Below are 22,378 nucleotides of genomic sequence, written 5' to 3'. Positions count from 1 at the left end.
CGGGCTTCGCCACCAGACTCAATGACGCGCCAGGGGGTAGGTAAAGAGCGCCAGATGGGTGATGTTGAGGGCAAAGTGAAAGAGCACGGCAACCCAGAGGCGCTGGCTCCAGTGAAAGGCGAGGCCATAGCACAGACCGGCCAGGGCCGCGAAGATCATCATCAGGGGCCCCCCTGCCAGATGATCGGCACCAAAGAGCAGGGCGGCCAGTGGCAGGCCGATGGGCAGGGAGAAGCGACGCACCAGCCCCTGCTGCAGGTAGCCGCGAAACAGCGCCTCTTCGACGACGCAGGTCAGCAGCAGATTGTTGATGGCAAAGAGGAGCCACCAGTCGGGTAGCCCCACCTCGGGCCTGAGGGCCCCCAGCTGCCACGCCAGCAGCAAGAGTCCCAGCATGGGCAGCGGCAGTAGCAGCAAGGCTCGCCGGTTTATCGGGCCACCGCTGCCCCTCAGGCCGGGCCAGGCCAGCAACAGGGCGAAGAAGATGAGCGGCTTGTCGTAGTTGAAGTAGAGGTTGAAAGGAACGCTCTGCCCCCCGGCAAGCACCCGTTCGAGCACCAGCGGATTATGAAAGCCCGGCACCTTGTGATGGAGCAGGGCCACCATCCAGAGCAGCAACAAGAGGTGCCCCCCCATTCGCCACCGGGGCGACAGGGTCGGCAGGCGCCATGCCAGCACCAGGCCTGAGAAGGCAAAGCTCAGCGCCTGCGGAGTGATGGCCCCCTTGATGGTCGCCCACCCCAGAAACAGGGCCAGCAGTAGCCAGGCCTCCCGCTGGCGGCCAAACAGGGCGAGGAGGATGGCGAGCCACAGTGGGGCCCAACTGGTGAATAACGCTATGGTCATCATGTTCTCCCTAAGTTGTCGCCAAGGATAACGGCCATGGGGCGCTGAAAAAACCATGGTGTTGATGATGGATAGCGCATTTATTTCGATGTGAGGCGGAGGGCGGAACCGGCATAAGGGGTTCTGTTCAGGGCTGAACTGGTCGATCATGGATAAGGTTCGGTCGAATCAATGGCTGAGGTCATGGATAGGAGGAGAGTGAGAAGATGCGAGTGATTCCGTTGCTGCTGTGCGCCGTCTGGTCCCTGCAGGCCGAGACGATCAAGCCCGTGCAGGAGGGAACCCTGGCCAACCAGCAACTGATCCGGGATGCCCTGGTCGGTGTGGCAGGCCAGGTGGCGGCGTTGGGCTGCGATGCGCCGGAGCGCTTTGTGCCCGTGGTGCTGCAACTGCCCAAGGGGGAGCCCGGCAGCCGGTACTGGAAAGAGCGTTGGGAGGTCGAGGGGTGTGGCAAGCGCTATCCGGTGGTCATGGATTTTCGCGAGACCGGCATGGAGAGTGCCATGTGGAGCATTGTGCCCTGATCCTGCCGCCTTGCCGGCGGCCAATGGCTGGCTCGGGGCCTAAACTGGAAGAGAACAACCGAGTGCCAGGAGGCCAATCATGGAGACGGAGAAAGCCATCGGGCTTATCGAGGCCCACGGGGCCTTTCACGGGGATCACTACAGCTTTAACAGCGACGAGTTTGTGCAGTGGTGTGAAGAGGATGCCCACCAGCGCCTGACGCTGGATCAGGCCAACCATGACCTCTCGCCGTTTTGCATCCGGGTCGGCTATTCGGAGCCGGTGCGGATGTGGCGCTACTACCTCACCTAGTCGCTCGGGGGATGGGCCGACACACGGGGGGCCTGGGCCCCCTGTTTCATTGTGGGCTCGGCAGGTAGAGCTCCTGCCACAGGGTGATCAGGCCGCGCTCGTCAAAACGCAGCAGCAAGATGGCCTCGAAACGCTCTGCCTTGCCGCTCAGGCGCGTCACGCTCGCCTGCATCGCCGACACGGCGCTGCCCGGCTCGCAGACCCACTCCTGCACCCGATAGTCGATGGTGGCGATGCTGGCCCGAAACTCCTGCAAGAAGGCGAGGTAGCCGGGCCGGTCGGTCTGGTACTCCCGACCGTTGGCGCGCACCGTGAAGTGTTCGGCAAAGCGCTCGCCGATGGCCGCCTCGTCCAGCGTCGCCTCGGCGCGCAGGTGGTGGCGGTTCCAGGCGAGCAGCTCCTCTGCCCACTGTCGGCTCTGAATCATGGGGTCTCCCTGGGTTGGTATCACTCGAGCGCCACTCTACCCGGCCAGGCGGCTCGCCCCCACTGCCCGGACGGGGGCAGCAAAGAGAAGGAGCCGTGAAGGCTCCTTGATGGGGTGGGGCGCTTAGGGCTCCTGGCGGGTGGCGGCCAGCACTATCTCGCGGATGCACAGGTGTTGGGGCTGCTCGTAGGCAAAGCGCACCGCCTCGGCGATATCCTGGGCCGAGATGACGCCGCCCATATGCTCCTTCCACTGATCGTAACCGGCCTTGATCTCATCGCTGCTGGTGTGGCTCAGCAGCTCGGTCTCGGCCGCGCCGGGGGCGATGGTGATGACGCGCACGTCCTGCATCGCCACCTCTTCACGCAGGTTCTCCGAGATGGCGTGCACGGCGAACTTGGTGCCGCAGTAGGCGGCGTGGTTCGGGAAGGTCTTGCGTCCGGCGATGGAGCTGATGTTGATGATGGTGCCGTGACGGCGCGCCAGCATGCCCGGCAGCACGGCGTGGATGCCGTTGAGCACCCCCTTCACGTTCACATCCAGCATGCGGTCCCACTCGCTCGGGTCCTGCTCGGCGAGCCTGCCAAGCAGCATCTGGCCGGCATTGTTGACGATAAGGTCGGCCGGGCCAAACCGGGCCTCGGCCTCGGCCAGTGCGGCGGTCAGGGCGGCGCGATCGGTCACATCCACCTGGCGGCACAGGGTGTTGGGGAGCGCCAGTGCCTCCAGGCGCTCGATGCGGCGCGCCAGCAGCAGCAGGGGATAGCCGCGCTCGGCAAACAGCCGGGCACAGGCGGCGCCAAACCCGGAGCTGGCACCGGTGATCACGATAAGGGGCTGGGTCATGTTGAGTTCTCCACGCTATCAGGAATAGGAAGGCTTGATGCCTTTTGCGATGGGGGCCACTATAGAGGGGTGAAATCCCGGTGAAAAATGGCTTTTTTCACTCTCTGGTATAGGTCTTTTCTATGGATATTCGTCCCCTGCGCGCCTTCGTCGCCGTCTTCGAGGAGCGCAACATCACCGCCGCCGCGGCGCGTCTGTTCATCACCCAGCCCACCCTGTCGGCCACCCTCAAGGGGCTCGAGGAGGAGCTCGGCACCGCCCTGTTTACCCGCCAGGCGCGCGGGGTCGAGGCGACCGAGGCGGCGCGCCGCCTCTATCCCGGGGCCAAGCGGCTGATCGGCGATGCCGAGGCGCTGGCGCGCTCATTGCGCGCCGCCGAGCCCCACCTCGAGCTCACCGTCGGCATCGAGGGGGAGCTGGGGGCGGAGCTGGTGGGGGCGCTGAGCGCTCATCTGGCCGCCATCGAGGGGCTGCGTTTCACCCTGGCAGAGGGGTGCTGCGGCGATCTGCGCCTGGGCTGCGAGTCGCTGCGCTGCGAGGATGAGCTGTTTTTACCCCTGCTCGAAGAGCCCTTCCTGCTGGCCCTGCCGCCCGGCCACCCTCTGGCCGGGGAGGAGGCGCTCGCCCCCGAGCGGCTGGCCGGAGAGTGCTGGGTGATGTGCCCGCACCACTATGCCCAGCAGCGGCTGTTCGCCATCCTCGGCAATCAGGCGCCGGTCTGGCCCCAGCACGCCGGTACCCTGGCCCTGGCCGCTCGCATGGTGGCCGCCGGGGTCGGCATCGCCTGGCTGCCGGCGTCGCTCATCGCCCCCGGCTGCGCCCGGGTGGCCCTGGCCGCGCCGCCCCTCAAGCGCCGCCTCGGGCTCTGCTATTCCCCCGATGCCCTGCGCCTGCCGGCGGTGGTTGCCCTGATGGCGCGCCTGCGCGCCGACGTGGCCCCCTGAGGTAGCGACGAAAAAAGGGCCATCCCGTGGGATGGCCCTTCTTGTTAGCAGCTGGCGTCAAACGCCGGGTCGAACTGCACCGCTCCATTGGGCGTCCCCCCCGCGAGCGGCAGGGCCAGCAGGTACTCGGGGGGGAGCCCGGGCAGTTGCAGGGTGGGGGCGGCCACGAAGCCGAAGCGGCCGTAGTAGTCGGGCTCGCCCACCAGCACTATGCCGGCGGCGCCCTCGGCCTGCAGGGCTTGGATGGCGGCGCTCATCAGGGCGCTGCCAACCCCGCCCTCCTGTCGGCTCGGCCACACCGAGATGGGCCCGAGCCCAAACCAGCCGGTTTGGCCCGAGGAGAGGGTGAGGGGCGAGAGGGCCACATGGCCCAGCAGCTCTCCCCCCTCCTCGGCGACCAGCGAGTGGGTCAGGCGGCCACTGGCCCGCAAGGCGGCCACAATGCAGTGCTCGGTCTGGCGGGAGTGGGGGTGAGTGGCAAAGGCGGCGCGGGTCAGGGCGTCGATGGTGGCGATGTCGTCGGGGCATTCGTTTCGGGTAAGCATGGTAGGTGCTCCACCGGGGAGTGCTCTCCCCGGTTATCAAGGGTTAACGGTTGTCGAGCTGGGCGCGCACGGCCTGCAGGCCATGGCGGTTGATGCGATAGGGCTGGCCATCACGGGAGGTGATGAGCCGCTTGTTGCGCAGCCGGGTAAAGGTCACGACCGTACAGTCGCTCAGCAGATAGCCTTCTTTGGTGTAGCACTCGACGTGGAGGATACGGGGGCCGTCGCACAGCACCAGCAGGCGCCCGCCCTTGGCCAGGACGTGCAGGGTCCGTTGTTCCGGTTTGGAAAGGTTCACGTGGATTCCTTGTCATTCACCATAGGTAACCAGGGCTCAGTACTGTGGGTACTCGCCTCGCTTGCGAATGTGATAACCGGGCAATGCCGATTATCGGGTGATGACAATCTCCAACATGCAGGCCTCGAAACGATGAGGTTGAACAGAAATGCGCCGGCACTGTAACAAATCGTGCCGGCGCCGGGCAAGCGCTCGTTACCTCTAAGCGCCCTCAGTATCGATCCATCGAGCCAGCCACAGGCGCAGCCGCAGCCCGGGGCCTGAACTCCACCCCGTCGTGCTTCCCACTACCTTGCCCCCCTTTACCATCAGGAAGGTGGGGGTCACGGAGACCCCCAGGCTTGCGCCGATGGCGCCATCCTGATCATTGATGTTGGCAACGTCATACCCCTGGCGGGCCAGGTAGCGGCTGAGGGTCGGATCGTCCCCCGAGCGCAGGGCGATGCCGAGTACCGGCACCCCGTCTTCGTGCAGGGACTGCACCGCGTCGCCGGTGAAGCGGCACACCCCGCACCAGCTGGCCCAGACATAGATGAGCAGGGGCCGGTCACGGCTCAGTGCCGCGAGATCGACCCGCTCCCCGGCGAGGGTAGTGAGGGGCTGAAGCGACAGGCTCGTCGCATCCGGGGCGCGCAGCCAGTCAGCCACCCCGGTGACAAGCACCAGCAGGAGCAGGGCCAGAGCCCCCTCCTTGAACCAGGCACATACTCGGCGGCTCATCGGGGCGCCCCCAGCTCGGCCTGGACAATCTGCTCGAGCTGCTCATAGGGGATGGCGCCAGGGATGAGTTGCCTGCCGACCAGCAGGGCCGGTGTCCCCTGTACGCCAAACTCCCGGGCCAGCTGCAGGTTGATGTTCACCTCCCGGGCGCTCTCGTCGCTTGCGCGCAGGCTCTCATGACCGGTGGCCTTGAGGGCCGTCCGGATGGCGCTGTCATCGAGCATGCCACGCTTGCCCATCAGGATCTGGTGCAGAGGCAGGAAGGCCTCCGGTTTCTGGCTCCACAGGGTCAGAGCCAGGCGCGCGGAGTTGTTCGAGCTCTCCCCCTTGAAGGGGAGAAACTTGATCACCAGGCCGAGCCGGGGATTGCGTTCGAGCAGCTTCATCACCTCGGGGTCGAAGCGCTTGCAATAGGGGCAGTTGTAGTCGGTAAAGAGCACCAGGGTGAGGGCAGGATCCCTGGCCCCCAGCCGCGGGCTGGCAGGGCTCTCGAACAACACCTTGCGTTGGCTCTCGATAAGCCGCCCCAGATTGCTCTGGTAGTCGGCCTCCTGCTGGCGCTGCCAACTCTCGGCGGCCTCGTCGAGGATGGCGGGATTTTGCACCAGGGTCTCGCGTACCAGCTCGCGGATGCGCGCCTCCTGCTCCGGGGTGAAGGGGGCGGCGCCGACGCCGGCGCCGGCCAGCAGCAGGGCCATCAGTATGGATTTCATGGGGTCTCTCCTCTCGCCTCGGCCAGGGCGGCCAGGGTGGATGGGGTATCGAGCAGGGGCGGCAGCACCTTGCCCCGGGGCAGGCCAGGTCCGTAGATCTGGTTGAAGGGGATGGCGGCGACGCCGCGTCCCTTGAGGAAGACGCTGATGGTGTCGCTCGGGGTGCTCCAGTCTCCACGCAGGGCCACCACGTCGTCGGCAGCGAGGGCCGCCTGCACGGCAGGATCGAGTAGCACGTTGAACTTGTTGGCCTTGCAGGTGATGCACCAGTCGGCGGTCACGTCCACGAAGACCCGCTTGCCGTCGCCGAGCGCCGCCTGAATGGCCGCTTCGCTGAGCGGCTGCCAGGTCACGGCATCGGTGCGTACAGTGGCGCTGGCACCGCGCAGCGCCAACAGGGCCGGGGGCAGCATCAGCACCAGGGCGAGCAGGGCCAACACCCCGTGGCGGCGGCTGACTCGGGCCAGGGCCGCGCAGGGCAGCAGCAACAGCAGCGCCCCGAGGGCCAGCACCAGATAGTTCGGCAGATGATGCTCGAGCAGGCTCACCAGCCACAGGCTCGAGCCCAGCATCATGATCCCCAGCAGGGGGCGCAGCCCGTTAAGCCAGAGACCGGGTCTGGGCAACAGACGCGCCATGGTCGGGCTCAGGGCCGGCAGCAGCCAGGGCAGGGCCATGCCAAGCCCCAGGGTGGTGAACACCAGCCAGAGTTGCGGCAGGGGGGCGGCGAGGGCAAAGGCCACGGCGGTGCCGAGAAACGGTGCCGAGCAGGGGGTGGCGAGCAGGGTGGCAAACATCCCCTGCAGGAAGTGGCCGAGGCGCCCCTGACCGCCGGCCACCCCCAATCGGGTGGCCAGGGCGCTGGGCAGGCGCAGCTCAAACAGCCCCAGCAGGTTGGCGGTGAAGAGGCCGGTGACCAGCACCATGATGGCGATAAACCAGGGGCTTTGGAACTGGATGCCCCAGCCGAGCGCCGCGCCGGTGAGGCGCAGGAGCGCGCTCATCAGGGCCAGCAACCAGAACGAGACCAGGATGCCGAGACTCGAGGCGACAAAGCCGGCGCGCACCTCACGCTGATCCTCGCTATGGCGGGTGAGAGAGCCGATCTTGAGGGCCAGCACCGGCAGCACGCAGGGCATCAGGTTGAGGATGAGGCCACCGGCGAGGGCCAGCAGAAGCAGGCTCCACAAGGAGAGAGGGGGCGCCGGTGCCTCGCTCAGGGGCGGGCCGGGACGGCTGTCGAGCTGCCAGCCCTGGCCGTCGTTGACCAGCACCAGGGGCAGGGGCTGCCCCTGCAGATCCGGCGCCCCCTTGCCCCACTCGTCTTCCACCGGTAACACGGCGATCAGGCGATCCCCCTCCAGGGTGAAGCGCGGGGCACCGAACAGGGCTCCCTTCACGGTGTCGACGAAGAGCGCAGGGCGCTGCCAGCCGCCCGGGCGGGTCGCCTCAACCTGCAGTTCACCGGGGCGGTAGCCGCTTTGTACCTGCATCGTCTCGGGCAGGGGGCGCGGCACCTGGCTCAGGGCTTGGGCATAGCGGCGATCGAAGTCGGCGTCGGTGGCGCCGCCCTCGTCCAGGGTGAAGGGGAAGTCGGTCAGCACGCAGACATTGCTGCAGGTGGGCAGGCGCAGGGTGCCGCCGAGTTCGCCCGGGCTGGTTACCGTCAGGGGGAAGGTCACATCCCCCGGGTAGCCCTGGGCGGGCAGGCCGGCCACCTCGAAGCGGGTCGGGGTGGGCCAGTGCCAGGTTACCCGGGGAGTGCCCTGCCAGGCGATGGCGGGGGCAATGCCTCCCTCGCCCGGACTCTTCCAGTAGGTCTTCCAGCCCTCGGCGAGCTGTACGCGCAGCAGGGCTCGCTCACCGTCGCGCTCGAGGCGCACCTTCACATGGGGGTGGCGGGTTTCGCTCAACCAGCCGGTATCGGCCGCCCGTGCGGGCAGCCAGAGTGACCCGATCACCAGGATCAGGGTCGTCAACAATCGAAACATGGGGTTCTCCAGAAAAAGACCAATAACAGACCGGATGGGCTGCCTGTCTATTCCCGGAAGTTGCACAAGGTCAGGTGTAATCGCCGCTCGGGGGGCGAGATGGGGATGAGACGTGGCCGGGCGCACCGGGAGAGGGGGGGCGCCAGTATCTGACGGGCCAGCAGGTAGAGGGCAAACAGCAGAGGGGCGATGGCGCTCCACTGGGTGGCCGAGAGCAGTTTGCCGACCAGAGAGCAGGGACTCGGCATCCCCTCTTCCCGGGAGGGGGCTTCCGTGTCGGTCGATGCGGCCGGCGGCAGGCTCAGCTGCCGGGCTTGCTCGAACTGGACCAGCATCCGCATGACCGGCTGCAGGGTGCAGTTAAGCAGCAGCACGGCGATCAGCAGCATAAAGAGGCGGGCCAGACGCGGGCGGTGGGTGAGGGCTCTTGGCATAGGGGAAACATCCTAATGGGCGAGGTTGGCCGAGGCAAGCCAATGGCTCGCTTCTGTCTGGCTAACGCTTGTTCGCCAAAATCCACGCCAGTATACTGCGCCCAGTCTTAATTCGAGGTGTTCGATGCTCAAACTTGCCCGCGTGCTGCTGCTTGGCGTGCTGCTGCTCTTCTGGTTTATCTTTGGCCTGCTGCTGTGCCTGGTGCGGCCGCGCCATCCCAACAACGTCTATGTCTTCGCCCGCATGTACCATGCGGTCTGCCCCCTGATTGGCCTCAAGGTGCGGGTCACCTTCCCGGAGGGGGCCGAGCGGATCGGTCCTGCCGTCTATGTGTGCAACCACCAGAGCAACTACGACATCTTTACCGTGACCGGGGCCGTGATGCCCGGCGTGGTGGCGGTGGGCAAGAAGAGCCTGGTATGGCTACCCCTCTTTGGCATACTGTTCTGGCTCTCGGGTAACGTCTTGATCGATCGCTCCAACCGCAACCGTGCCATCGGCACCATCGGCCAGGTGGTGGATCGCATCAAGGGGCGTGGCACCTCCATCTGGATGTTCCCGGAGGGGACCCGCTCCAAGGGGCGTGGCCTGCTGCCGTTCAAGGCAGGCGCCTTCCACACCGCGGTGCAGGCCGAGGTGCCCGTGGTGCCCATCATCTGCTCCAGCTACTTCGATCAGGTCGATCTCAACCGCTGGGACAACGGCGAGGTGCTGATTGAGATGCTGCCCCCTGTCTGCCCCAAGGAGCACGGTGCCGCCGGGATCCGTGAACTCTCCGAGGTGTGCCGCGCCAAGATGGAAGAGAAGCTGGCCGAGCTCGACAGCCGGGTCCAGCGTCGAGCCTGACGGGAGTCTATGAGAGAGGGAGCCGGTGGCTCCCTTTTTTTATGGCGAAAATAACCATCAATAATTGGTGAATTTCGCCATGCTTTGATGCGCGTTGTCTGCCATTCATAGTCAAGTAATTGAAAATATTGGAATTACTACTTATGGCACGCTCCTTGTAATTGACAGTGGGTTCATCACGATTCAACGAGGAGAAGACCATGAGCCTGTTTCGCCGACTGACCGATGTCCTGAATGCCAACCTGCACGCCCTGCTCGACAAGAGTGAAGAGCCCGAAAAGCTGCTGGGGCTGGTGATCGAGGAGATGGAGGAGGCCCAGATTGAGATGCGCACCCAGGCTGCCCGCCTCATCGCCGAGGGCAAGCAGATGGAGCGTCATCAGCTGGCCCTCGAGCGTCAGATCGCCCAATGGGAAGAGAAGGCGGCGCTGGCCCTGGAGAAGGGGCGTGAAGAGTTGGCCCGCGCCGCCCTGGCCGAGAAGTTGGCCGAGCAGGAGAAGTTGCGCCTGCTGGGTGAAGAGCAGGCGCGCCTTGGGGAGCTGAAGGTGCGCCTCGAGAGCGATGGCGAGCGCCTGGCCGCCAAACTGGCCGAGGCCAGAGAGAAGCGCAAGAGCCTGACCCTGCGTGAGGAGACGGCACGCAGCCGCCTCAAGGTACAGGCTCAGCTCGATACGGGCAGGATGCAGGCCCTGATGGATCGCTTCGATGGCATGCAGGGGAAGGTGGAGCAGCTCGAGGCGCAACTCGAGGCCGCCACCTGGGGGCAGAATGCCTCTCTCGCCGCCCAGTTTCGCGAGCTGGAGCAGGCCGACGAGATCGAGCGCGAGCTGGCTCGTCTGCGTGAGCGCCAGGGGAGCCGGGCATGACCCGCTGGCGCCGGGATCCCCTTCATGCCCGCCTGGGGGGCGTCTGCGCCGGCGTCGCCCGGGGGCTCGGGGTCTCGCGGGTGGCCGTGCGGCTGGCGGCGCTCTTTACCCTGGTGTTGATGCCCCCCCTGGCGCTGGCCCTCTACCTGGCCGGTATGGTGTTGATGTCGCCACGTGCCGAGGTGCGGCGCTGGCTCGATTGAGTGAGGGCCATTTGGCCCGTTGGAGGTAACCCTGATGGTCGAGTTTCTGGTACTGCTGGTGGTCCTGATCGGGATGGGGCTGGCGGGGTTTACCCTGTTGGCCATGGTGGTGGTGACGGGGCTGTTCGTCCTGTTTGGCATAGTGGGCGGCATGTTGGCGATGATCGTCAAGCTGGCGCCCTGGATCCTGCTGGTGTTGCTGGCCTGCTGGTTCTTGAGCTGGCGGCGCAACCGGCGCCCCCGTTACTACTAAACAGAGAGGGCGGCGTCGGCCGCCCCGCTTCGTTCAGCGCTCCATAATCTGGGTGATGTCATCCTTCTTTACCATCACCTCTCTCCCCTCGGCATCGTAATAGCGATACATGCCGGTGCTCTCGTCCAGTTTCGGCTTGCTGTCGGTGGTGATGAGCCGTCCATCCTTGGTGCTCATGATGTACTGAGAGCTGCAGCCAGCCAACATCAGGGTGCAGAGCAGGGCAAACAGGGTTCCTTTCATAACGCACTCTCCTCGGTGGGGTCAGTCCGCCCAAGTATAGGTGGCAGAAGGGGCGCTGAGGGGGAGTGGCGGATAACAAAAAGGCGCCTTGAGGCGCCTTTTGGGGATCGCTTCACCGGTCAGGTGATGCTCTTTTTCTGGGAGGCGGGCATCAGGCCCTGATTGACCTCGGCCAAGTCCTGCTCTTGCAGGGTACCGGCTGCCTGCTTGAGCTGCAGTATGCTCAGGATGTAGTTGTAGCGGGCCTCGGAGAGCTTCTGCTTGGCCTGGTAGAGCTTGCGGGTGGAGTCGAGTACGTCGACTATGGTTCGGGTACCCACCTCGTAGCCGGCCTCGGTCGCCTTGAGGGAGCTCTCGGCGGAGACCACGTACTGGGCATAGGCACGGACGGCACCGATGCTGGAGTTGACGTTGTTATAGGAAGAGCGGACCGTGCTCTGTACCGAGCGGAAGGTCTTCTCGAGCTGCTCGCTGGCGGCCACATAGGTGTGCTGGGCCTGCTTGACCCGGGAGGTGGTTGCACCGCCGCTGTAGAGGGGAAGCTTGAGGGTCAGGCCAACGCTCGCCTGATCCATGGTGCCATCCTGGGGATTGTCGAGCTTGTAGTCGTTGTTGGTGGTGCCAAGGCCGGCGCCCAGATCCAGGGTCGGCTCGTGACCTGTCTTGGCCAGATCGATCTGCTCCTTGGCGATGTCTTTGCCGATGCGGGCATTGTGCAGGGCCAGGTTCTTGTCGAGGGCCGTCTCGAGCCACTGATCCGAGTTGAGGGGGCTCTTGACCGGGCTGAAACGATCGGTATTGAGCACGTCCAGGCTACGGTAGTCGACACCGGTCAGCTCGCGCAGGGTCTCGTAGCTGTTGGCCAGGGTGTTCTCGGCCTGGATCTCGTCGGCCAGAGCCTGGTCGCGTTCTGCCTGGGCTTCGTTAACGTCGGTGATGGCGGTCAGGCCCACCTCGAAACGCTGCTGGGTCTGCTCGAGCTGGCGCTCGACCGCAGCCTTGTTGGCGCGCACAAACTCCAGGGTATCCTGGGCCTTGAGTACGTTGAAGTAGGCCTGGGCGGTACGCAGCATCAGGCTCTGCTGCTCGAGGTTGTAGCTGACATCGCTCTGGGTGGCACCCTTCTCGGTCAGGCTGAGATTGACCCAGTTGCTGCGACGGTAGATGGATTGATCCAGGGTCACCTGGGCGCCCAGCTGGGTGCGGGTGGCCACGTCATCCGTGGTGTTCTGATAATCGGCGGTGCCGGCCAGGTTGATCTGGGGCAGCAGGGCGGCACGGGATTCGTTGATCTTCTCGAAGGCGGCATCACGCTTGGCCTTGGACTCCAGCAACTGAGGATCCTTGACCTGGGCCTGATGGTAGATGTCGATGAGGTTCTCCGCATGGGCCGCGGTGCTGACACCCAGCATGACAAGCACGGACAGAAGAGTTCGTTTCATAGATTCCATAACCTTATTGGTAGATCCTGAGCGGTTGCCGGACGGGAAGGGGCGATCAAGCATACCCCCATGGGCTTTATCTGAGCTTAATGACCCTACTATAAGCAAAAATTCTTTCGTTTCATCCATTTCAGCGAATAACCGGGGGGCAAGGTCAATAGGTGACGCTTCCTGTGGAAGAGATTTACAAACTGTCACTTAGTCATCCCGTGGCATCCTGCTAGAATCCGCCCTCTGATGTCGGGGGGAGAAAAATGAATGAGCGTTCATTCATGGCCCCGTGATTCTAGATTCATCAGGGTTCAAGTCAAGCCAGGAGGCCAAGATGGTAGACAAGCGTCCGGTTGCGACCTTTGGTCCAACCGATGTAGAGGTGCTGGAGAAGCGCAGTGGTTACGACGGTTTCTTCAAGATCAACAGCTATCGACTGCGTCACCGTCTGTTCGCCGGCGGCTGGTCCGAACCCATGGTGCGCGAGCTGTTCGAGCGCGGCCATGCCGCCGCCCTGCTCGCCTATGATCCGCACCGGGATCAGGTGGTGATGGTCGAGCAGTTCCGTATCGGAGCCCTTACCACCAGCCAGACGCCCTGGTTGCTGGAGCTGATCGCCGGCATCATAGAGCCGGGCGAGCCCGCCGATGAGGTGGCACGGCGAGAGGCCGAGGAGGAGGCCGGCGTCACCATCGGACGCATCGAGCATGCTCTCAGCTACCTGGTGAGCCCGGGGGGCACCTCGGAGCGTATCGAGGTGTTTGTGGGCGAGGTGGATGCCGGCTCGGCACAGGGGCTGCATGGCCTGGCCGAAGAGGGCGAGGATATCCGCGTGCATGTACTAGGCAGAGAGAGCGCCTATGCTCTGGTAGAGTCGGGGGGCATCGACAACGCCGCCTCGGTCATCGCGCTGCAGTGGCTGCAGTTACATCATGTGCAGTTGAAGGCCCGTTGGGCAGGAGCAAGTTGAGTGTTACAGGCACAGCGAAAATATGTGCCGGATCTGCGGACCATGCAGCGCACCTGTGAGGTGAACTACATGGCCCTGATGCGGTTGCTGCCGGGTGAGCTGGTACCCGGGGCCGAACGCCACTATCAGGCGGGCGACCTCTTTTTTCGCCTCGAGGTTCTGGAAGAGAGTCGCTTCACCACCCGGGTTGCCTTCAGCCAGTGCAACCCCGATCTGCCGGCCTGGTTGCAGAGTCAGGCAGAGATTCGTTTGTATCATGATGTGCGCATGGCGGAAGTGTGTGCGGCCCAACAGATTTCCCGCCTGCAACCGCGATATGATTACCCGAATGAAGGCATGCACCAGCCCGATGAGAAGGCCCAGGTCAACCAGTTTCTGGCCGAGTGGCTTAACTTCTGTCTCAGGCATGGTTCCACCCTTGCCAAGATTTTCTAATCCATAAGAAGAAGCGTGATTTTGGAAACAGAGCGACTTCAGGCGCCCGACGGGTGTGTGCGCCTGCTGCAAATAACCGACACCCATCTCTTTGCCAACCCCGAGGGGCAACTGCTCGGGGTGCGCACGGCCGACAGCCTGGCGGCCGTGCTGGAGCGTGTGCAAGGCAGTGACGAGCCCTTCGATCTGGTGCTGGCGACGGGAGATCTCTCCCAGGATCACAGCGCCGGCTCTTACCAGCGCTTCGCGCAGATGATGGCCCCGCTTGGCAAACCCATCTACTGGTTGCCCGGCAATCACGACGACGGCCCCCTGATGAACCAGAGCCTCTTTGAGGCGGGGATCAGCGAGGCCAAGTGGCTGGTTGGCGAGCATTGGCAGATCATCCTGCTCGATACCCAGGTGCGCACCAAGCCCCATGGTGTGCTGGCCGATCATCAGTTGGCTGCTCTCGATCGCGCCCTGCGCACCCATCCGGACAAGCATGCCCTGATCGCCTTGCACCATCAGGGGGTGCCGGTCGGTTGTGCCTGGCTCGATCAGCACAATCTCAAGAATGCCGACGATCTGTTTGCCGTCCTGGCCCGCTATCCCCAGGCCAGTGCCATCCTCTTTGGCCATGTGCATCAGGAATTTGACGAGGTGCACAGAGGAGTTCGTCTCATCGCCACCCCCTCCACCTGCATTCAGTTCAAGCCCCTGTGCGACGACTTTACCCTCGATGAGTCGGGGCCGGGCTGGCGTTATCTGACCCTGCATCCGGACGGCCGCATCGACACCCAGGTGTGGCGACTGCCCGCCGGCAGCTTCGTGCCGGACTCCCAGGCCCGGGGGTACTAGGTGGCCTCGGTTCTGCTCTATCTGCACGGGTTTAACTCTTCTCCCGCCTCCCTCAAGGCAACCCAGATGGCCGAGTGGGTGGCCGTTCACAGACCCGATATCCGGGTGGTGATCCCGGCCCAACCGAGTACACCGGCGGCCGCCTGGCACTGTATTGAACAGACCATTGCCGCCCAGCCCGAGGGAACCTTGCTCGGCGTCGTGGGCAGCTCTCTGGGGGGCTTCATGGCCACCCGGGTGGCCGAGCGTTACGGTTGCCGCGCCGTGCTGGTCAATCCTGCGGTGCGTCCCCACGCGTTGCTGGCCGACTATCTGGGGCCCCAGCAGAACCCCTATACCGGGGAGTGCTACGACCTGACTCATGAGCACATGGCCGAGCTCGAGGCGCTGGCCGTGCCGGTGACGGCCCCCGAGCGTCTCTGGGTGTTGCAGCAGGAGGCTGATGAGGTGCTCGACAGCCATCAGGCGCTTCAGGAGTATCGCTTCGCCCGCTTCACCATGGAGTGTGAGGGGAACCACGCCTTCGTCGGTTTCGAGCGTTACTGTGCCCAGATAGTGCGCTTCCTTGGCCTCTGAGCCTGAGTGTCATAAGAGTGGCCCATGAAAAAGGCGACCATGCGGTCGCCTTCTTGTTTCCAGAGGGGCTTAGGCCTCTTCGATCCCGACGATGTGCCAGGGGGCTCCGGCCTTGGCCAGGTCGCGCTCCAGGTGCCACACCTCCTTGATGTCGGCCTCGACGTTTTCGGTGCGGTCCATGTAGCGACCGGTGAACAGCACGCTCACCTGCGCCCAGTCGCTGCCGTGGTCGGCACGAACCAGCTGGGTATCCACGTACATCACTTCGGTGTGCTGCTCGCCGGCGAGCTCGGCGCGGTCAGCCTTGAGCTGGTCGAACAGCTCCGGGCTCACGTATTCACGAATCTTCTCCAGATCGTTCTTGTTCCACGCCTCTTGCAGGGTGCGGTAGTGATCGCGGGCGCCGGAGAGGAAGGCATTCATGTCAAAGCCCGGGGGCAGACGGAAGGGGACATCGCTCTCGGTGAAGCCGCTCGCCTGGGGGGCGCTGCTATCAGCCTGAAAGGCCTGCGGCGTCGGCTGTTGGGGCTGATAACCCGCATAGGCCGCTTGCGGTCGGGCGGCCTGGGGGGCACCGCCTTTGCGCAGGGTGCGCAGCAGGAACATGACCCCGAACGCCAGGGCGGCGATCAGCACGAAGTCCATCGCCTGCAGCCCCTCGAAGGCGCCGCTGCCGAGCAGCCAGGCAAACAGACCACCGGCCAGCAGGCCACCGAGCAGGCCGCCCATCAGGCCGCTCTTCTTGGGCGCGGTCTGGGCTCCCAGGGTCGGGTTCTTGCTATCGACAGGCTTGGCGGCCGGTTGGGCCGGTGCCGTCTTGTAGCTCTTGCCAAAGGACTTGCCTCCGCCCAGCTTCTTGGCTTCGGCGATCGGTGCCCCCAGGCCAATGGCCAGGATGACGGCAAACAGGGTCAACACTCTTTTCATGTCGGCTCTTTTTCACTCTCGTTCGTTCAAAGGAGCGATGCGCCTTGCATCGCAGGCTGCGAATCATCCCATGAATCGCCAGCGTGCCCCATTGATAACTGCTCTGGCATGAATTATTCATGAATGGAGAGGCGTGTCGTGATAACAAAGAGGGAAGCAAACCATGAAGATTCGTCGAGCCAGCCGCCGCGAGCGCAAGCAGCGTAGCAAGCAGAAGTTGCGTCAGGAGTCCCTGCCTGCCATCTGGTTAATCTGTCCGATCTGATTGGGCCTCGCGGTGGAGGGGGATATTTTGTAGAATTCTCCCTCCTTTCGAGCAATTCAGATCCCCTATGGCAGAGCAAGCGGCGGCGAAGAAAGACGCCAAGACACAACAGCTGAAGGTTCCCCCCCACTCGTTCGAGGCCGAGCAGTCCGTGCTGGGCGGTCTCATGCTCGACAACGACGCCTGGGATCGGGTGGCCGAACGGGTCATCGACAAGGACTTCTACAGCCGTCCCCACCGCCTTATCTTCCAGGCCATGACCCGCCTCTCCAATGCGGGCAGCCCCATCGATCTCATCACGGTGCAAGAGGATCTCGAGCGCTCCGAGCAGCTCGAGGAGGTGGGCGGTTTCGCCTACCTGGTGGAGATCGCCAAGAATACCCCCAGTGCCGCCAACATTGGTGCCTACGCCGAAATCGTGCGCGAGCGGGCCGTGGTGCGCGAGATGATCGCCGTGGCCAACGAGATCGTCGAGGCCGGCTATGAGCCCCAGGGGCGCAACTCCGGGGATCTGCTCGATCTGGCCGAGAGCAAGGTGTTCCAGATCGCCGAGCAGCGTACCAGCGCCAGTGAAGGTCCCCAGCCCCTCAAGCTGATCCTCGAGCAGACCGTCGACAAGATTGAGGAGCTGTTCAAGACCCCCCACAACGGGGTAACCGGGGTCTCGTCGGGTTATCACGATCTGGACAAGATGACTGCCGGCCTGCAGCGCTCGGATCTGGTCATCGTCGCGGCCCGTCCCTCCATGGGCAAGACCACCTTTGCCATGAACCTGTGCGAGCACGCGGCGCTCACCGCCGACAAGCCGGTGCTTATCTTCTCCCTCGAGATGCCCTCGGAACAGATCATCATGCGTATGCTCGCCTCGGTGGGGCGCATCGACCAGACCAAGGTGCGGACCGGTCAGCTCGACGACGAGGATTGGGCTCGCCTCTCCTCGACCATGGGGCTGCTGCTCGAGAAAGGGAAGATGTACATCGACGACTCCTCCGGCCTTACCCCGACCGAAGTGCGCTCGCGTGCCCGTCGGGTGGCGCGGGACAACGGCGGCATCAGCATGATCATGGTGGACTACCTGCAGCTGATGCGGGTGCCCAGTCTCTCCGACAACCGGACCCTGGAGATCGGTGAAATCTCCCGCTCCCTCAAGGCCCTGGCGAAAGAGCTGCAGTGTCCCGTGGTGGCCCTCTCCCAGCTTAACCGAAGCCTGGAGCAGCGGGCCGACAAGCGCCCGGTTAACTCGGACCTTCGTGAATCCGGCTCCATCGAACAGGATGCGGACCTCATCATGTTCATCTACCGCGACGAGGTCTATCACGACGACAGCCCCGACAAGGGGATCGCCGAGATCATCATCGGCAAACAGCGTAACGGCCCGATAGGAAGAGTGCGGTTGACCTTCCAGGGCCAATTCTCGCGCTTTGACAACTACGCGGGTCCGGCGTTTGATGATGACTATTAAGGCGAGCATCCGCTAACGCTCGCCACCATAGCCCCGGCTTGGGTCTGTACCCTCCCGGGGCCTGTTTTCCCGGTTCGACAATTCTGCCGGTCCGGCCATGACAACTGAGCGGCGGCCTCCGGCCTCCCGTCGGGGGGCTGCGCCATTTGTGCTCTCGTAAGGGAAAACCATGAAAGCGGCAACTGCCCAAATCAATACCGAGGCCCTGCGCCACAATCTCTCCGTGGTCAAGCGCCACGCCCCCGAATGCAAGATCATCGCCGTGGTCAAGGCCAACGCCTATGGCCACGGCCTGCTGCCGGTCGCCCGTACCCTGGCGGCGGCGGATGCCTATGCGGTGGCCCGCATCGAGGAGGCGCTGATGCTGCGCTCCTGCGCCGTGGTCAAGCCCATCGTGCTGCTGGAAGGCTTCTTCTCCCCCGACGATCTGCCGGTGCTGGCGGCCAATAATCTGCAGACTGCGGTGCACACCTGGGAGCAGCTCGAGGCGCTGGAGCAGGCCGAGCTTCCCGCCCCCGTCGTGGCCTGGCTCAAGCTCGATACCGGCATGCACCGCCTCGGGGTGCGTGCCGAAGAGATGCCCGCCTTCATCGAGCGCCTCGGCAAGTGCAAGAACGTGGTGCAGCCGTTTAACGTCATGACCCACTTCAGCCGCTCCGACGAGCTGGACCAACCCACCACCCGCGAGCAGATCGATCTCTTCAGCCAGCTGACGGCTCCCCTGGCCGGCGAGCGCGCCATGGCCAACTCGGCCGGCATCCTGGCCTGGCCGGACTCCCACTGCGACTGGGTGCGCCCCGGCGTCATCCTCTACGGTGTTTCACCGTTCCCGGACACGGTGGCGGCGGATTACGACCTCAAACCCGTGATGACGCTCAAGACCCAGCTTATCGCGGTGCGCGACCACAAGGCGGGCGAGCCCGTCGGCTACGGGGCCAACTGGGTGTCGGAGCGAGACACCCGCCTCGGGGTGGTGGCCATCGGCTACGGCGACGGTTATCCGCGCATGGCTCCCAACGGCACGCCCGTGCTGATCAACGGTCGCATCGTGCCGCTGGTCGGCCGCGTCTCCATGGACATGACCACGGTCGATCTGGGGCCTGGTGCCTGCGACAAGGCAGGGGACGAGGTGGTGCTGTGGGGTGACGGGTTGCCGGTAGAGCGGGTGGCCGAGGCCATCGGTACCATTCCCTATGAGCTCATCACCAAGCTCACCTCCCGGGTCTTTATGGAGTACGTCTGATGTGGCATCAGCGCCTGATCACCCTGAGGCCCCGCTCGCGGGGCTTTCACCTGGTGACCGACGAGCTGCTGGCCCAACTGCCCGAGCTTGCCGGCTACCGGGTGGGCCTGGTGCACCTGCTGCTGCAACACACCTCCGCCTCGCTCACCCTCAACGAGAACTGCGACCCGAGCGTGCGCGCCGACATGGAGGCGCACCTGCACCGTTTGGCGCCGCAAGAGGCCCCCTACTATCGCCACACCGATGAAGGGCCGGATGACATGCCCGCCCATATCAAGTCCTCCCTGCTTGGTGTGAGCCTGCAATTGCCCATTCGGGAGGGACGCCTGGCCCTCGGCACCTGGCAGGGGATCTGGCTCGGCGAGCACCGCCTGGACGGCGGGGCCCGCAAGATAGTGGTGACCCTGCAGGGCGAGTAAGCCGGGACCGTCACGAACAAAGAGGGATGGCATTGCGCCATCCCTCTTCGTTTTGGTTTTTCCCCGAAGGCGCGCTAGCGCGCTGCGAAGGGGGTCAGCCCGGCCAGCGGGGCCGCCTCCATAAAAGCCTGCGGCGCCTGATCCTGTTTAAAGATCTTGAAGTCTTCTCCCCGCGCACTCCAGTACTCGATGGTATTCCCGCTCACCTGCAGCAGGCTCGCCTCACGCAGTGCCACTACGTACTCGCTCGGGTTGATGGCGCAGAACTCGGCCAGACGCTCGTCCCGGGTCTCCCCCTTGTGGCCGTTGATGACCGTATCCAGATAGTGAGGATTGATCTGCAGGGGGAACAGGCCCAGGGCCGGCAGCACGGCGGCGCTGCAGACCGGCATGTCGTTGGTGGTGCGAATGGAGGGCGTGGCTACATTTGTGCCTGCGCTCCAGCCTACATAGGGGACGCCCCGCTCGCGCACGGCCCGCTGGATGGGGACCACCAGTCCCCGCTCGTGGAGTTGCTGATTGAGGCGCCAGCTATTGCCTCCGCTGACGAAGATGGCCTGGGCCTGCTGCACCGCGGCCACCGGATCGGCGGCGTGGTGGATGCTCTGCACCTCGACGCCCAGGCTCTCGGCCAGCTCCGCCGCCCTCTGATCCCAGTCTCCCCGAATGACGGCATAGGGGATCAGCAGGATGCGTTGTACATTGTGGCGAGCCAGCAGGGCTCTTACCCGCTCCCGGGCCCAGCCGAGCAGGCCGGGTTGTTCGTCGGTTTTTCCGTTGCTAAGCAGTAGCAGATCCATGATGGACTCCTCGATAGAAGACGCGCCCCCTGGGGCGAAAAGGGAGTGCAGACCATAGCGCGTGCGGCGTACAAAAACTGTGATCGAGGGGTCATAGGGCGACGCACTGAGGGAAATCATATGAAGATAGCGTCGCTCGATCATCTGGTGCTCACCGTGACCGACCTCGATCGCACCCTTGAGTTTTATCGGGATGTGCTGGGGATGGAGGAGGTGCGCTTTGGGGAGGGGAGGGTGGCCCTCGCCTTCGGTAGCCAGAAGATCAACCTGCACCGGAGTGGACAGGAGTTCGAGCCCAAGGCGGCCCGTGTCATGGTGGGGAGCGGGGATCTCTGTTTTATCGTGACCACAGCACTCGAGCGGGTTGCCGCCGAGCTGGAGGCGGCGGGGATCCCCGTCGAAGCGGGGCCGGTGCACCGTACCGGTGCCACCGGCCCCCTGCTGTCACTCTATGTCCGCGATCCGGACGGCAACCTTATCGAGCTCGCCAATCGAGCCTGATTCTGGTCATTTCACCTTGAGGTCGACCCACACCAGGCGGTGATCCGAGGAGACCTTCTTGGCGATGTCCGGTTTGCCGTCGAACACCCCGTAGACCAGGTGGTAGCCACTCTGGCTGCTCGAGGGCCAGAACACGCCGGCGGCGCTTGCCTCCAGATTGGCCGAGGGGAGTACATGATCCAGCTGCAGACCGCTGCTGCTGGTGATGCGCTCCGGGGTGGGGCGGTTGTTGTTGCGTTGGCACACCTTGCTTGCCAGGCACTCGGGGCCCCCCTCGCTGGTGGGGATGAGATGGCCGTTGCTCACCGCCTGATTGACCAGGGCGTTGTTGTGCAGATCCTGGATGGCGGTGAGATCCCCGTCGCCGATCTGGGGGTCGGCGTTGAGATCCCCGGCGATGACGAAGCGCGCCCCGCTGGCGAGCCCGCCCGCCTTGCCCTGGTCATCGATCATGTAGCTCTCGCCGGCCACATAGTCGTTCCAGAAATCCACCTCGGCGCGGTTGTGTTTGAGGTTGTGGCGCGCCGCGTTGCCGAAGATGGGGGGCGTCGGGTGGGAGAGCAGGAAGTGGATCACCGTCTCGCCGTTACCCGTCTTCACCCGTACCGGCACATCCACATGGTTCTTGGAGGAGAGGGGGAAGTCATTCCAGGCCGCGTCGCTGTACCAGCGATCGCCGCACTGGCGATTGGCCGGGATCGGGGCCTTGGCGTTATTGCAGTCATCGATGACGGGGTTCTGCTCACCCGGCATATCCTTCCACTTGAACTTCTGGAAGGTGCGGATCTGCTTGCTATCCACCGGATACTTGGAGAGCAGGGCGAAGGCGTACTGGCCGTGGTAGTTGCCAAAGCCCCAGGCATCGTCCGGGCCCGAGTTCACCTTGCCATCGTTGTTGAGATCGAAGCCGCTCATCAGGCCGGTGTTGGTGGCGAAGCTCTCCATGACCGGATAGGTGATGGCCTTGACCTCGGCGTGCTGGGCATGGGCCAGATAGTTGTCGTTGAAGGCCTTCAGATCCCGGGTGTCTCCACCTTTGCCGTCGTTGTCGAACTCGTCGAGCACGAAGACATCCGGGCGGGTGCGCTGGATGATCTCGGCCACGTTGCGGATCTGCTGGACATTTTTGGCCTTGGTTTCAGTGGCGCCGGAGAGGCTCCCTTCGGCCAGTTGAGCCAGCAGGGCATCCTGCTCGGCACGGGTCAGGGCCAGCTCGCCGGAGAGCATGCCTGCGGCGGTGCGATCGAAGGAGAGGTTGAAGGTGGCAAAGCGAACCGTGCTGGCCGCAGCGTCGTTATCGTCGCTATTAAAGGAAAATTCGCAACCGGCGAGCAGGGCCAGCGACACTGAGGCCGCCAGTGCATGTTTCATCATTGTTTTCATTGTTGTGTTCCGTAGCGTAGACAGATGATGCTCCGGTGGAGCGCTGGCATTATAGAGAGTTGTTCGGCTTCGAACGGGGTGGAATGGGGGAAGTGTGAGGCCATTCACAACCAAAAGAGTAAAACGAAAAGG

Annotated in this window: 29 protein-coding genes; 15 read left to right on the top strand and 14 right to left on the bottom strand. The window is 64.2% G+C overall.

Annotated features, from left to right (window positions below):
- Nucleotides 1-18: 18 nt before the first annotated feature.
- Complete coding sequence (locus tag AB5Y48_RS19830) at nucleotides 19-846, bottom strand: CPBP family intramembrane glutamic endopeptidase (RefSeq protein ID WP_224160587.1); 828 nt, start codon at nucleotides 844-846, stop codon at nucleotides 19-21.
- Nucleotides 847-1,052: 206 nt separating this feature from the next.
- Here AB5Y48_RS19830 and AB5Y48_RS19825 point away from each other — a divergent pair, with 206 nt between their 5' ends.
- The gene (locus tag AB5Y48_RS19825; protein ID WP_050667418.1) at nucleotides 1,053-1,370 is read left to right on the top strand and encodes a hypothetical protein; all 318 of its coding nucleotides are present in this window, start codon (nucleotides 1,053-1,055) and stop codon (nucleotides 1,368-1,370) included.
- A gap of 79 nt (nucleotides 1,371-1,449) precedes the next feature.
- The gene (locus AB5Y48_RS19820) at nucleotides 1,450-1,662 is read left to right on the top strand and encodes a hypothetical protein (protein ID WP_005346554.1); all 213 of its coding nucleotides are present in this window, start codon (nucleotides 1,450-1,452) and stop codon (nucleotides 1,660-1,662) included.
- 46 nt (nucleotides 1,663-1,708) lie between these two features.
- On the opposite strand, the gene AB5Y48_RS19815 is transcribed toward AB5Y48_RS19820, so the two are convergent.
- Nucleotides 1,709-2,089 (bottom strand): nuclear transport factor 2 family protein, encoded by a 381-nt coding sequence (locus tag AB5Y48_RS19815; protein WP_368165531.1) that lies wholly within the window; start codon nucleotides 2,087-2,089, stop codon nucleotides 1,709-1,711.
- Between the two features lie 123 nt (nucleotides 2,090-2,212).
- Nucleotides 2,213-2,935, bottom strand: a complete 723-nt coding sequence (locus AB5Y48_RS19810) for an SDR family oxidoreductase (protein WP_050667420.1) — start codon at nucleotides 2,933-2,935, stop codon at nucleotides 2,213-2,215.
- 122 nt (nucleotides 2,936-3,057) lie between these two features.
- On the opposite strand from AB5Y48_RS19810, the gene AB5Y48_RS19805 reads away from it, so the two are divergent.
- Nucleotides 3,058-3,879, top strand: coding sequence for a LysR family transcriptional regulator (locus tag AB5Y48_RS19805; protein ID WP_368165530.1), 822 nt, complete (start codon nucleotides 3,058-3,060; stop codon nucleotides 3,877-3,879).
- A 44-nt stretch (nucleotides 3,880-3,923) separates the two neighbouring features.
- On the opposite strand, the gene AB5Y48_RS19800 is transcribed toward AB5Y48_RS19805, so the two are convergent.
- From AB5Y48_RS19800 to AB5Y48_RS19775, 6 genes are all read right to left on the bottom strand, one after another.
- Nucleotides 3,924-4,424: a GNAT family N-acetyltransferase gene (locus AB5Y48_RS19800; RefSeq protein WP_368165529.1), complete on the bottom strand. Its 501-nt coding sequence runs from the start codon at nucleotides 4,422-4,424 to the stop codon at nucleotides 3,924-3,926.
- Between the two features lie 43 nt (nucleotides 4,425-4,467).
- Entirely contained in the window at nucleotides 4,468-4,722 is a 255-nt protein-coding gene (locus AB5Y48_RS19795; protein WP_136612922.1) for a YjhX family toxin, read from the bottom strand.
- A 201-nt stretch (nucleotides 4,723-4,923) separates the two neighbouring features.
- A complete protein-coding gene (locus AB5Y48_RS19790) occupies nucleotides 4,924-5,442 on the bottom strand; it encodes a protein disulfide oxidoreductase (protein WP_136612923.1) in 519 nt (172 codons plus the stop codon).
- Nucleotides 5,439-6,155 carry a DsbA family protein gene (locus AB5Y48_RS19785; RefSeq protein WP_368165528.1) on the bottom strand — a complete coding sequence of 239 codons (717 nt, stop codon included), beginning with the start codon at nucleotides 6,153-6,155 and terminating at the stop codon, nucleotides 5,439-5,441. Before AB5Y48_RS19785 ends, AB5Y48_RS19790 begins: the two co-directional genes overlap by 4 nt.
- Nucleotides 6,152-8,146 (bottom strand): protein-disulfide reductase DsbD family protein, encoded by a 1,995-nt coding sequence (locus tag AB5Y48_RS19780; protein WP_368165527.1) that lies wholly within the window; start codon nucleotides 8,144-8,146, stop codon nucleotides 6,152-6,154. The genes AB5Y48_RS19785 and AB5Y48_RS19780 overlap by 4 nt, the downstream gene beginning before the upstream one ends.
- Before the next feature lie 47 nt (nucleotides 8,147-8,193).
- The gene (locus AB5Y48_RS19775; RefSeq protein WP_060584306.1) at nucleotides 8,194-8,580 is read right to left on the bottom strand and encodes a hypothetical protein; all 387 of its coding nucleotides are present in this window, start codon (nucleotides 8,578-8,580) and stop codon (nucleotides 8,194-8,196) included.
- 124 nt (nucleotides 8,581-8,704) lie between these two features.
- On the opposite strand from AB5Y48_RS19775, the gene AB5Y48_RS19770 reads away from it, so the two are divergent.
- From AB5Y48_RS19770 to pspG, 4 genes are all read left to right on the top strand, one after another.
- Nucleotides 8,705-9,427: a 1-acylglycerol-3-phosphate O-acyltransferase gene (locus AB5Y48_RS19770; RefSeq protein WP_050667428.1), complete on the top strand. Its 723-nt coding sequence runs from the start codon at nucleotides 8,705-8,707 to the stop codon at nucleotides 9,425-9,427.
- A 200-nt stretch (nucleotides 9,428-9,627) separates the two neighbouring features.
- A complete protein-coding gene (locus tag AB5Y48_RS19765; protein WP_050667429.1) occupies nucleotides 9,628-10,293 on the top strand; it encodes a PspA/IM30 family protein in 666 nt (221 codons plus the stop codon).
- Nucleotides 10,290-10,496 (top strand): PspC domain-containing protein, encoded by a 207-nt coding sequence (locus tag AB5Y48_RS19760; RefSeq protein ID WP_136612928.1) that lies wholly within the window; start codon nucleotides 10,290-10,292, stop codon nucleotides 10,494-10,496. Before AB5Y48_RS19765 ends, AB5Y48_RS19760 begins: the two co-directional genes overlap by 4 nt.
- Nucleotides 10,497-10,530: 34 nt before the next feature.
- Nucleotides 10,531-10,749 carry an envelope stress response protein PspG gene (gene pspG, locus AB5Y48_RS19755; protein ID WP_050667430.1) on the top strand — a complete coding sequence of 73 codons (219 nt, stop codon included), beginning with the start codon at nucleotides 10,531-10,533 and terminating at the stop codon, nucleotides 10,747-10,749.
- Nucleotides 10,750-10,782: 33 nt separating this feature from the next.
- Here pspG and AB5Y48_RS19750 read toward each other — a convergent pair whose 3' ends face one another.
- Complete coding sequence (locus tag AB5Y48_RS19750; protein WP_050667431.1) at nucleotides 10,783-10,992, bottom strand: YgdI/YgdR family lipoprotein; 210 nt, start codon at nucleotides 10,990-10,992, stop codon at nucleotides 10,783-10,785.
- Between the two features lie 119 nt (nucleotides 10,993-11,111).
- On the bottom strand, nucleotides 11,112-12,434 hold the full coding sequence (gene tolC / locus AB5Y48_RS19745; protein WP_050667432.1) for an outer membrane channel protein TolC: 1,323 nt from the start codon (nucleotides 12,432-12,434) through the stop codon (nucleotides 11,112-11,114).
- Between the two features lie 325 nt (nucleotides 12,435-12,759).
- On the opposite strand from tolC, the gene nudF reads away from it, so the two are divergent.
- The 4 genes from nudF to AB5Y48_RS19725 are packed head-to-tail and all read left to right on the top strand — an operon-like array spanning nucleotide 12,760 to nucleotide 15,246.
- Nucleotides 12,760-13,395 (top strand): ADP-ribose diphosphatase, encoded by a 636-nt coding sequence (gene nudF, locus AB5Y48_RS19740; protein WP_050667433.1) that lies wholly within the window; start codon nucleotides 12,760-12,762, stop codon nucleotides 13,393-13,395.
- A 42-nt stretch (nucleotides 13,396-13,437) separates the two neighbouring features.
- Nucleotides 13,438-13,830 carry a DUF1249 domain-containing protein gene (locus AB5Y48_RS19735; RefSeq protein WP_060588212.1) on the top strand — a complete coding sequence of 131 codons (393 nt, stop codon included), beginning with the start codon at nucleotides 13,438-13,440 and terminating at the stop codon, nucleotides 13,828-13,830.
- 21 nt (nucleotides 13,831-13,851) lie between these two features.
- Nucleotides 13,852-14,670, top strand: coding sequence for a 3',5'-cyclic-AMP phosphodiesterase (cpdA, locus tag AB5Y48_RS19730; RefSeq protein WP_050667434.1), 819 nt, complete (start codon nucleotides 13,852-13,854; stop codon nucleotides 14,668-14,670).
- On the top strand, nucleotides 14,671-15,246 hold the full coding sequence (locus AB5Y48_RS19725; protein WP_368165526.1) for a YqiA/YcfP family alpha/beta fold hydrolase: 576 nt from the start codon (nucleotides 14,671-14,673) through the stop codon (nucleotides 15,244-15,246).
- A 69-nt stretch (nucleotides 15,247-15,315) separates the two neighbouring features.
- On the opposite strand, the gene AB5Y48_RS19720 is transcribed toward AB5Y48_RS19725, so the two are convergent.
- Nucleotides 15,316-16,173: a Tim44 domain-containing protein gene (locus AB5Y48_RS19720; RefSeq protein WP_050667436.1), complete on the bottom strand. Its 858-nt coding sequence runs from the start codon at nucleotides 16,171-16,173 to the stop codon at nucleotides 15,316-15,318.
- A gap of 332 nt (nucleotides 16,174-16,505) precedes the next feature.
- Here AB5Y48_RS19720 and dnaB point away from each other — a divergent pair, with 332 nt between their 5' ends.
- The 3 genes from dnaB (at nucleotide 16,506) to AB5Y48_RS19705 (ending at nucleotide 19,562) form a co-directional block, all read left to right on the top strand.
- Nucleotides 16,506-17,900, top strand: a complete 1,395-nt coding sequence (gene dnaB, locus AB5Y48_RS19715; protein WP_050667437.1) for a replicative DNA helicase — start codon at nucleotides 16,506-16,508, stop codon at nucleotides 17,898-17,900.
- 169 nt (nucleotides 17,901-18,069) lie between these two features.
- Nucleotides 18,070-19,143 (top strand): alanine racemase, encoded by a 1,074-nt coding sequence (alr, locus tag AB5Y48_RS19710; RefSeq protein ID WP_050667438.1) that lies wholly within the window; start codon nucleotides 18,070-18,072, stop codon nucleotides 19,141-19,143.
- Nucleotides 19,143-19,562: a secondary thiamine-phosphate synthase enzyme YjbQ gene (locus AB5Y48_RS19705; protein WP_050667439.1), complete on the top strand. Its 420-nt coding sequence runs from the start codon at nucleotides 19,143-19,145 to the stop codon at nucleotides 19,560-19,562. Before alr ends, AB5Y48_RS19705 begins: the two co-directional genes overlap by 1 nt.
- Before the next feature lie 74 nt (nucleotides 19,563-19,636).
- On the opposite strand, the gene pepE is transcribed toward AB5Y48_RS19705, so the two are convergent.
- Complete coding sequence (gene pepE, locus AB5Y48_RS19700; RefSeq protein WP_368165525.1) at nucleotides 19,637-20,362, bottom strand: dipeptidase PepE; 726 nt, start codon at nucleotides 20,360-20,362, stop codon at nucleotides 19,637-19,639.
- 120 nt (nucleotides 20,363-20,482) lie between these two features.
- Here pepE and AB5Y48_RS19695 point away from each other — a divergent pair, with 120 nt between their 5' ends.
- Nucleotides 20,483-20,863, top strand: a complete 381-nt coding sequence (locus AB5Y48_RS19695) for a VOC family protein (RefSeq protein ID WP_368165524.1) — start codon at nucleotides 20,483-20,485, stop codon at nucleotides 20,861-20,863.
- Between the two features lie 6 nt (nucleotides 20,864-20,869).
- Here AB5Y48_RS19695 and AB5Y48_RS19690 read toward each other — a convergent pair whose 3' ends face one another.
- A complete protein-coding gene (locus tag AB5Y48_RS19690; RefSeq protein WP_368165523.1) occupies nucleotides 20,870-22,246 on the bottom strand; it encodes an endonuclease/exonuclease/phosphatase family protein in 1,377 nt (458 codons plus the stop codon).
- Nucleotides 22,247-22,378 lie beyond the last annotated feature (132 nt).

Origin of the sequence: Aeromonas sp. R6-2 (assembly GCF_040908155.1) — a bacterium.
GTDB lineage: Bacteria > Pseudomonadota > Gammaproteobacteria > Enterobacterales > Aeromonadaceae > Aeromonas > Aeromonas schubertii.
This window is presented reverse-complemented; position numbering and strand designations above follow the sequence as displayed.

Excerpts from the sequence above, each read along its gene's own strand:
- AB5Y48_RS19830 (WP_224160587.1), bottom strand. The coding sequence starts at position 846 with ATGACCATAGCGTTATTCACCAGTTGGGCCCCACTGTGGCTCGCCATC.
- AB5Y48_RS19825 (WP_050667418.1), top strand. The coding sequence starts at position 1,053 with ATGCGAGTGATTCCGTTGCTGCTGTGCGCCGTCTGGTCCCTGCAGGCC.
- AB5Y48_RS19820 (WP_005346554.1), top strand. The coding sequence starts at position 1,450 with ATGGAGACGGAGAAAGCCATCGGGCTTATCGAGGCCCACGGGGCCTTT.
- AB5Y48_RS19815 (WP_368165531.1), bottom strand. The coding sequence starts at position 2,089 with ATGATTCAGAGCCGACAGTGGGCAGAGGAGCTGCTCGCCTGGAACCGC.
- AB5Y48_RS19810 (WP_050667420.1), bottom strand. The coding sequence starts at position 2,935 with ATGACCCAGCCCCTTATCGTGATCACCGGTGCCAGCTCCGGGTTTGGC.
- AB5Y48_RS19805 (WP_368165530.1), top strand. The coding sequence starts at position 3,058 with ATGGATATTCGTCCCCTGCGCGCCTTCGTCGCCGTCTTCGAGGAGCGC.
- AB5Y48_RS19800 (WP_368165529.1), bottom strand. The coding sequence starts at position 4,424 with ATGCTTACCCGAAACGAATGCCCCGACGACATCGCCACCATCGACGCC.
- AB5Y48_RS19790 (WP_136612923.1), bottom strand. The coding sequence starts at position 5,442 with ATGAGCCGCCGAGTATGTGCCTGGTTCAAGGAGGGGGCTCTGGCCCTG.
- AB5Y48_RS19785 (WP_368165528.1), bottom strand. The coding sequence starts at position 6,155 with ATGAAATCCATACTGATGGCCCTGCTGCTGGCCGGCGCCGGCGTCGGC.
- AB5Y48_RS19780 (WP_368165527.1), bottom strand. The coding sequence starts at position 8,146 with ATGTTTCGATTGTTGACGACCCTGATCCTGGTGATCGGGTCACTCTGG.
- AB5Y48_RS19775 (WP_060584306.1), bottom strand. The coding sequence starts at position 8,580 with ATGCCAAGAGCCCTCACCCACCGCCCGCGTCTGGCCCGCCTCTTTATG.
- AB5Y48_RS19770 (WP_050667428.1), top strand. The coding sequence starts at position 8,705 with ATGCTCAAACTTGCCCGCGTGCTGCTGCTTGGCGTGCTGCTGCTCTTC.
- AB5Y48_RS19765 (WP_050667429.1), top strand. The coding sequence starts at position 9,628 with ATGAGCCTGTTTCGCCGACTGACCGATGTCCTGAATGCCAACCTGCAC.
- AB5Y48_RS19760 (WP_136612928.1), top strand. The coding sequence starts at position 10,290 with ATGACCCGCTGGCGCCGGGATCCCCTTCATGCCCGCCTGGGGGGCGTC.
- pspG (WP_050667430.1), top strand. The coding sequence starts at position 10,531 with ATGGTCGAGTTTCTGGTACTGCTGGTGGTCCTGATCGGGATGGGGCTG.
- AB5Y48_RS19750 (WP_050667431.1), bottom strand. The coding sequence starts at position 10,992 with ATGAAAGGAACCCTGTTTGCCCTGCTCTGCACCCTGATGTTGGCTGGC.
- tolC (WP_050667432.1), bottom strand. The coding sequence starts at position 12,434 with ATGAAACGAACTCTTCTGTCCGTGCTTGTCATGCTGGGTGTCAGCACC.
- nudF (WP_050667433.1), top strand. The coding sequence starts at position 12,760 with ATGGTAGACAAGCGTCCGGTTGCGACCTTTGGTCCAACCGATGTAGAG.
- AB5Y48_RS19735 (WP_060588212.1), top strand. The coding sequence starts at position 13,438 with ATGCAGCGCACCTGTGAGGTGAACTACATGGCCCTGATGCGGTTGCTG.
- AB5Y48_RS19720 (WP_050667436.1), bottom strand. The coding sequence starts at position 16,173 with ATGAAAAGAGTGTTGACCCTGTTTGCCGTCATCCTGGCCATTGGCCTG.
- dnaB (WP_050667437.1), top strand. The coding sequence starts at position 16,506 with ATGGCAGAGCAAGCGGCGGCGAAGAAAGACGCCAAGACACAACAGCTG.
- alr (WP_050667438.1), top strand. The coding sequence starts at position 18,070 with ATGAAAGCGGCAACTGCCCAAATCAATACCGAGGCCCTGCGCCACAAT.
- AB5Y48_RS19705 (WP_050667439.1), top strand. The coding sequence starts at position 19,143 with ATGTGGCATCAGCGCCTGATCACCCTGAGGCCCCGCTCGCGGGGCTTT.
- pepE (WP_368165525.1), bottom strand. The coding sequence starts at position 20,362 with ATGGATCTGCTACTGCTTAGCAACGGAAAAACCGACGAACAACCCGGC.
- AB5Y48_RS19695 (WP_368165524.1), top strand. The coding sequence starts at position 20,483 with ATGAAGATAGCGTCGCTCGATCATCTGGTGCTCACCGTGACCGACCTC.
- AB5Y48_RS19690 (WP_368165523.1), bottom strand. The coding sequence starts at position 22,246 with ATGAAAACAATGATGAAACATGCACTGGCGGCCTCAGTGTCGCTGGCC.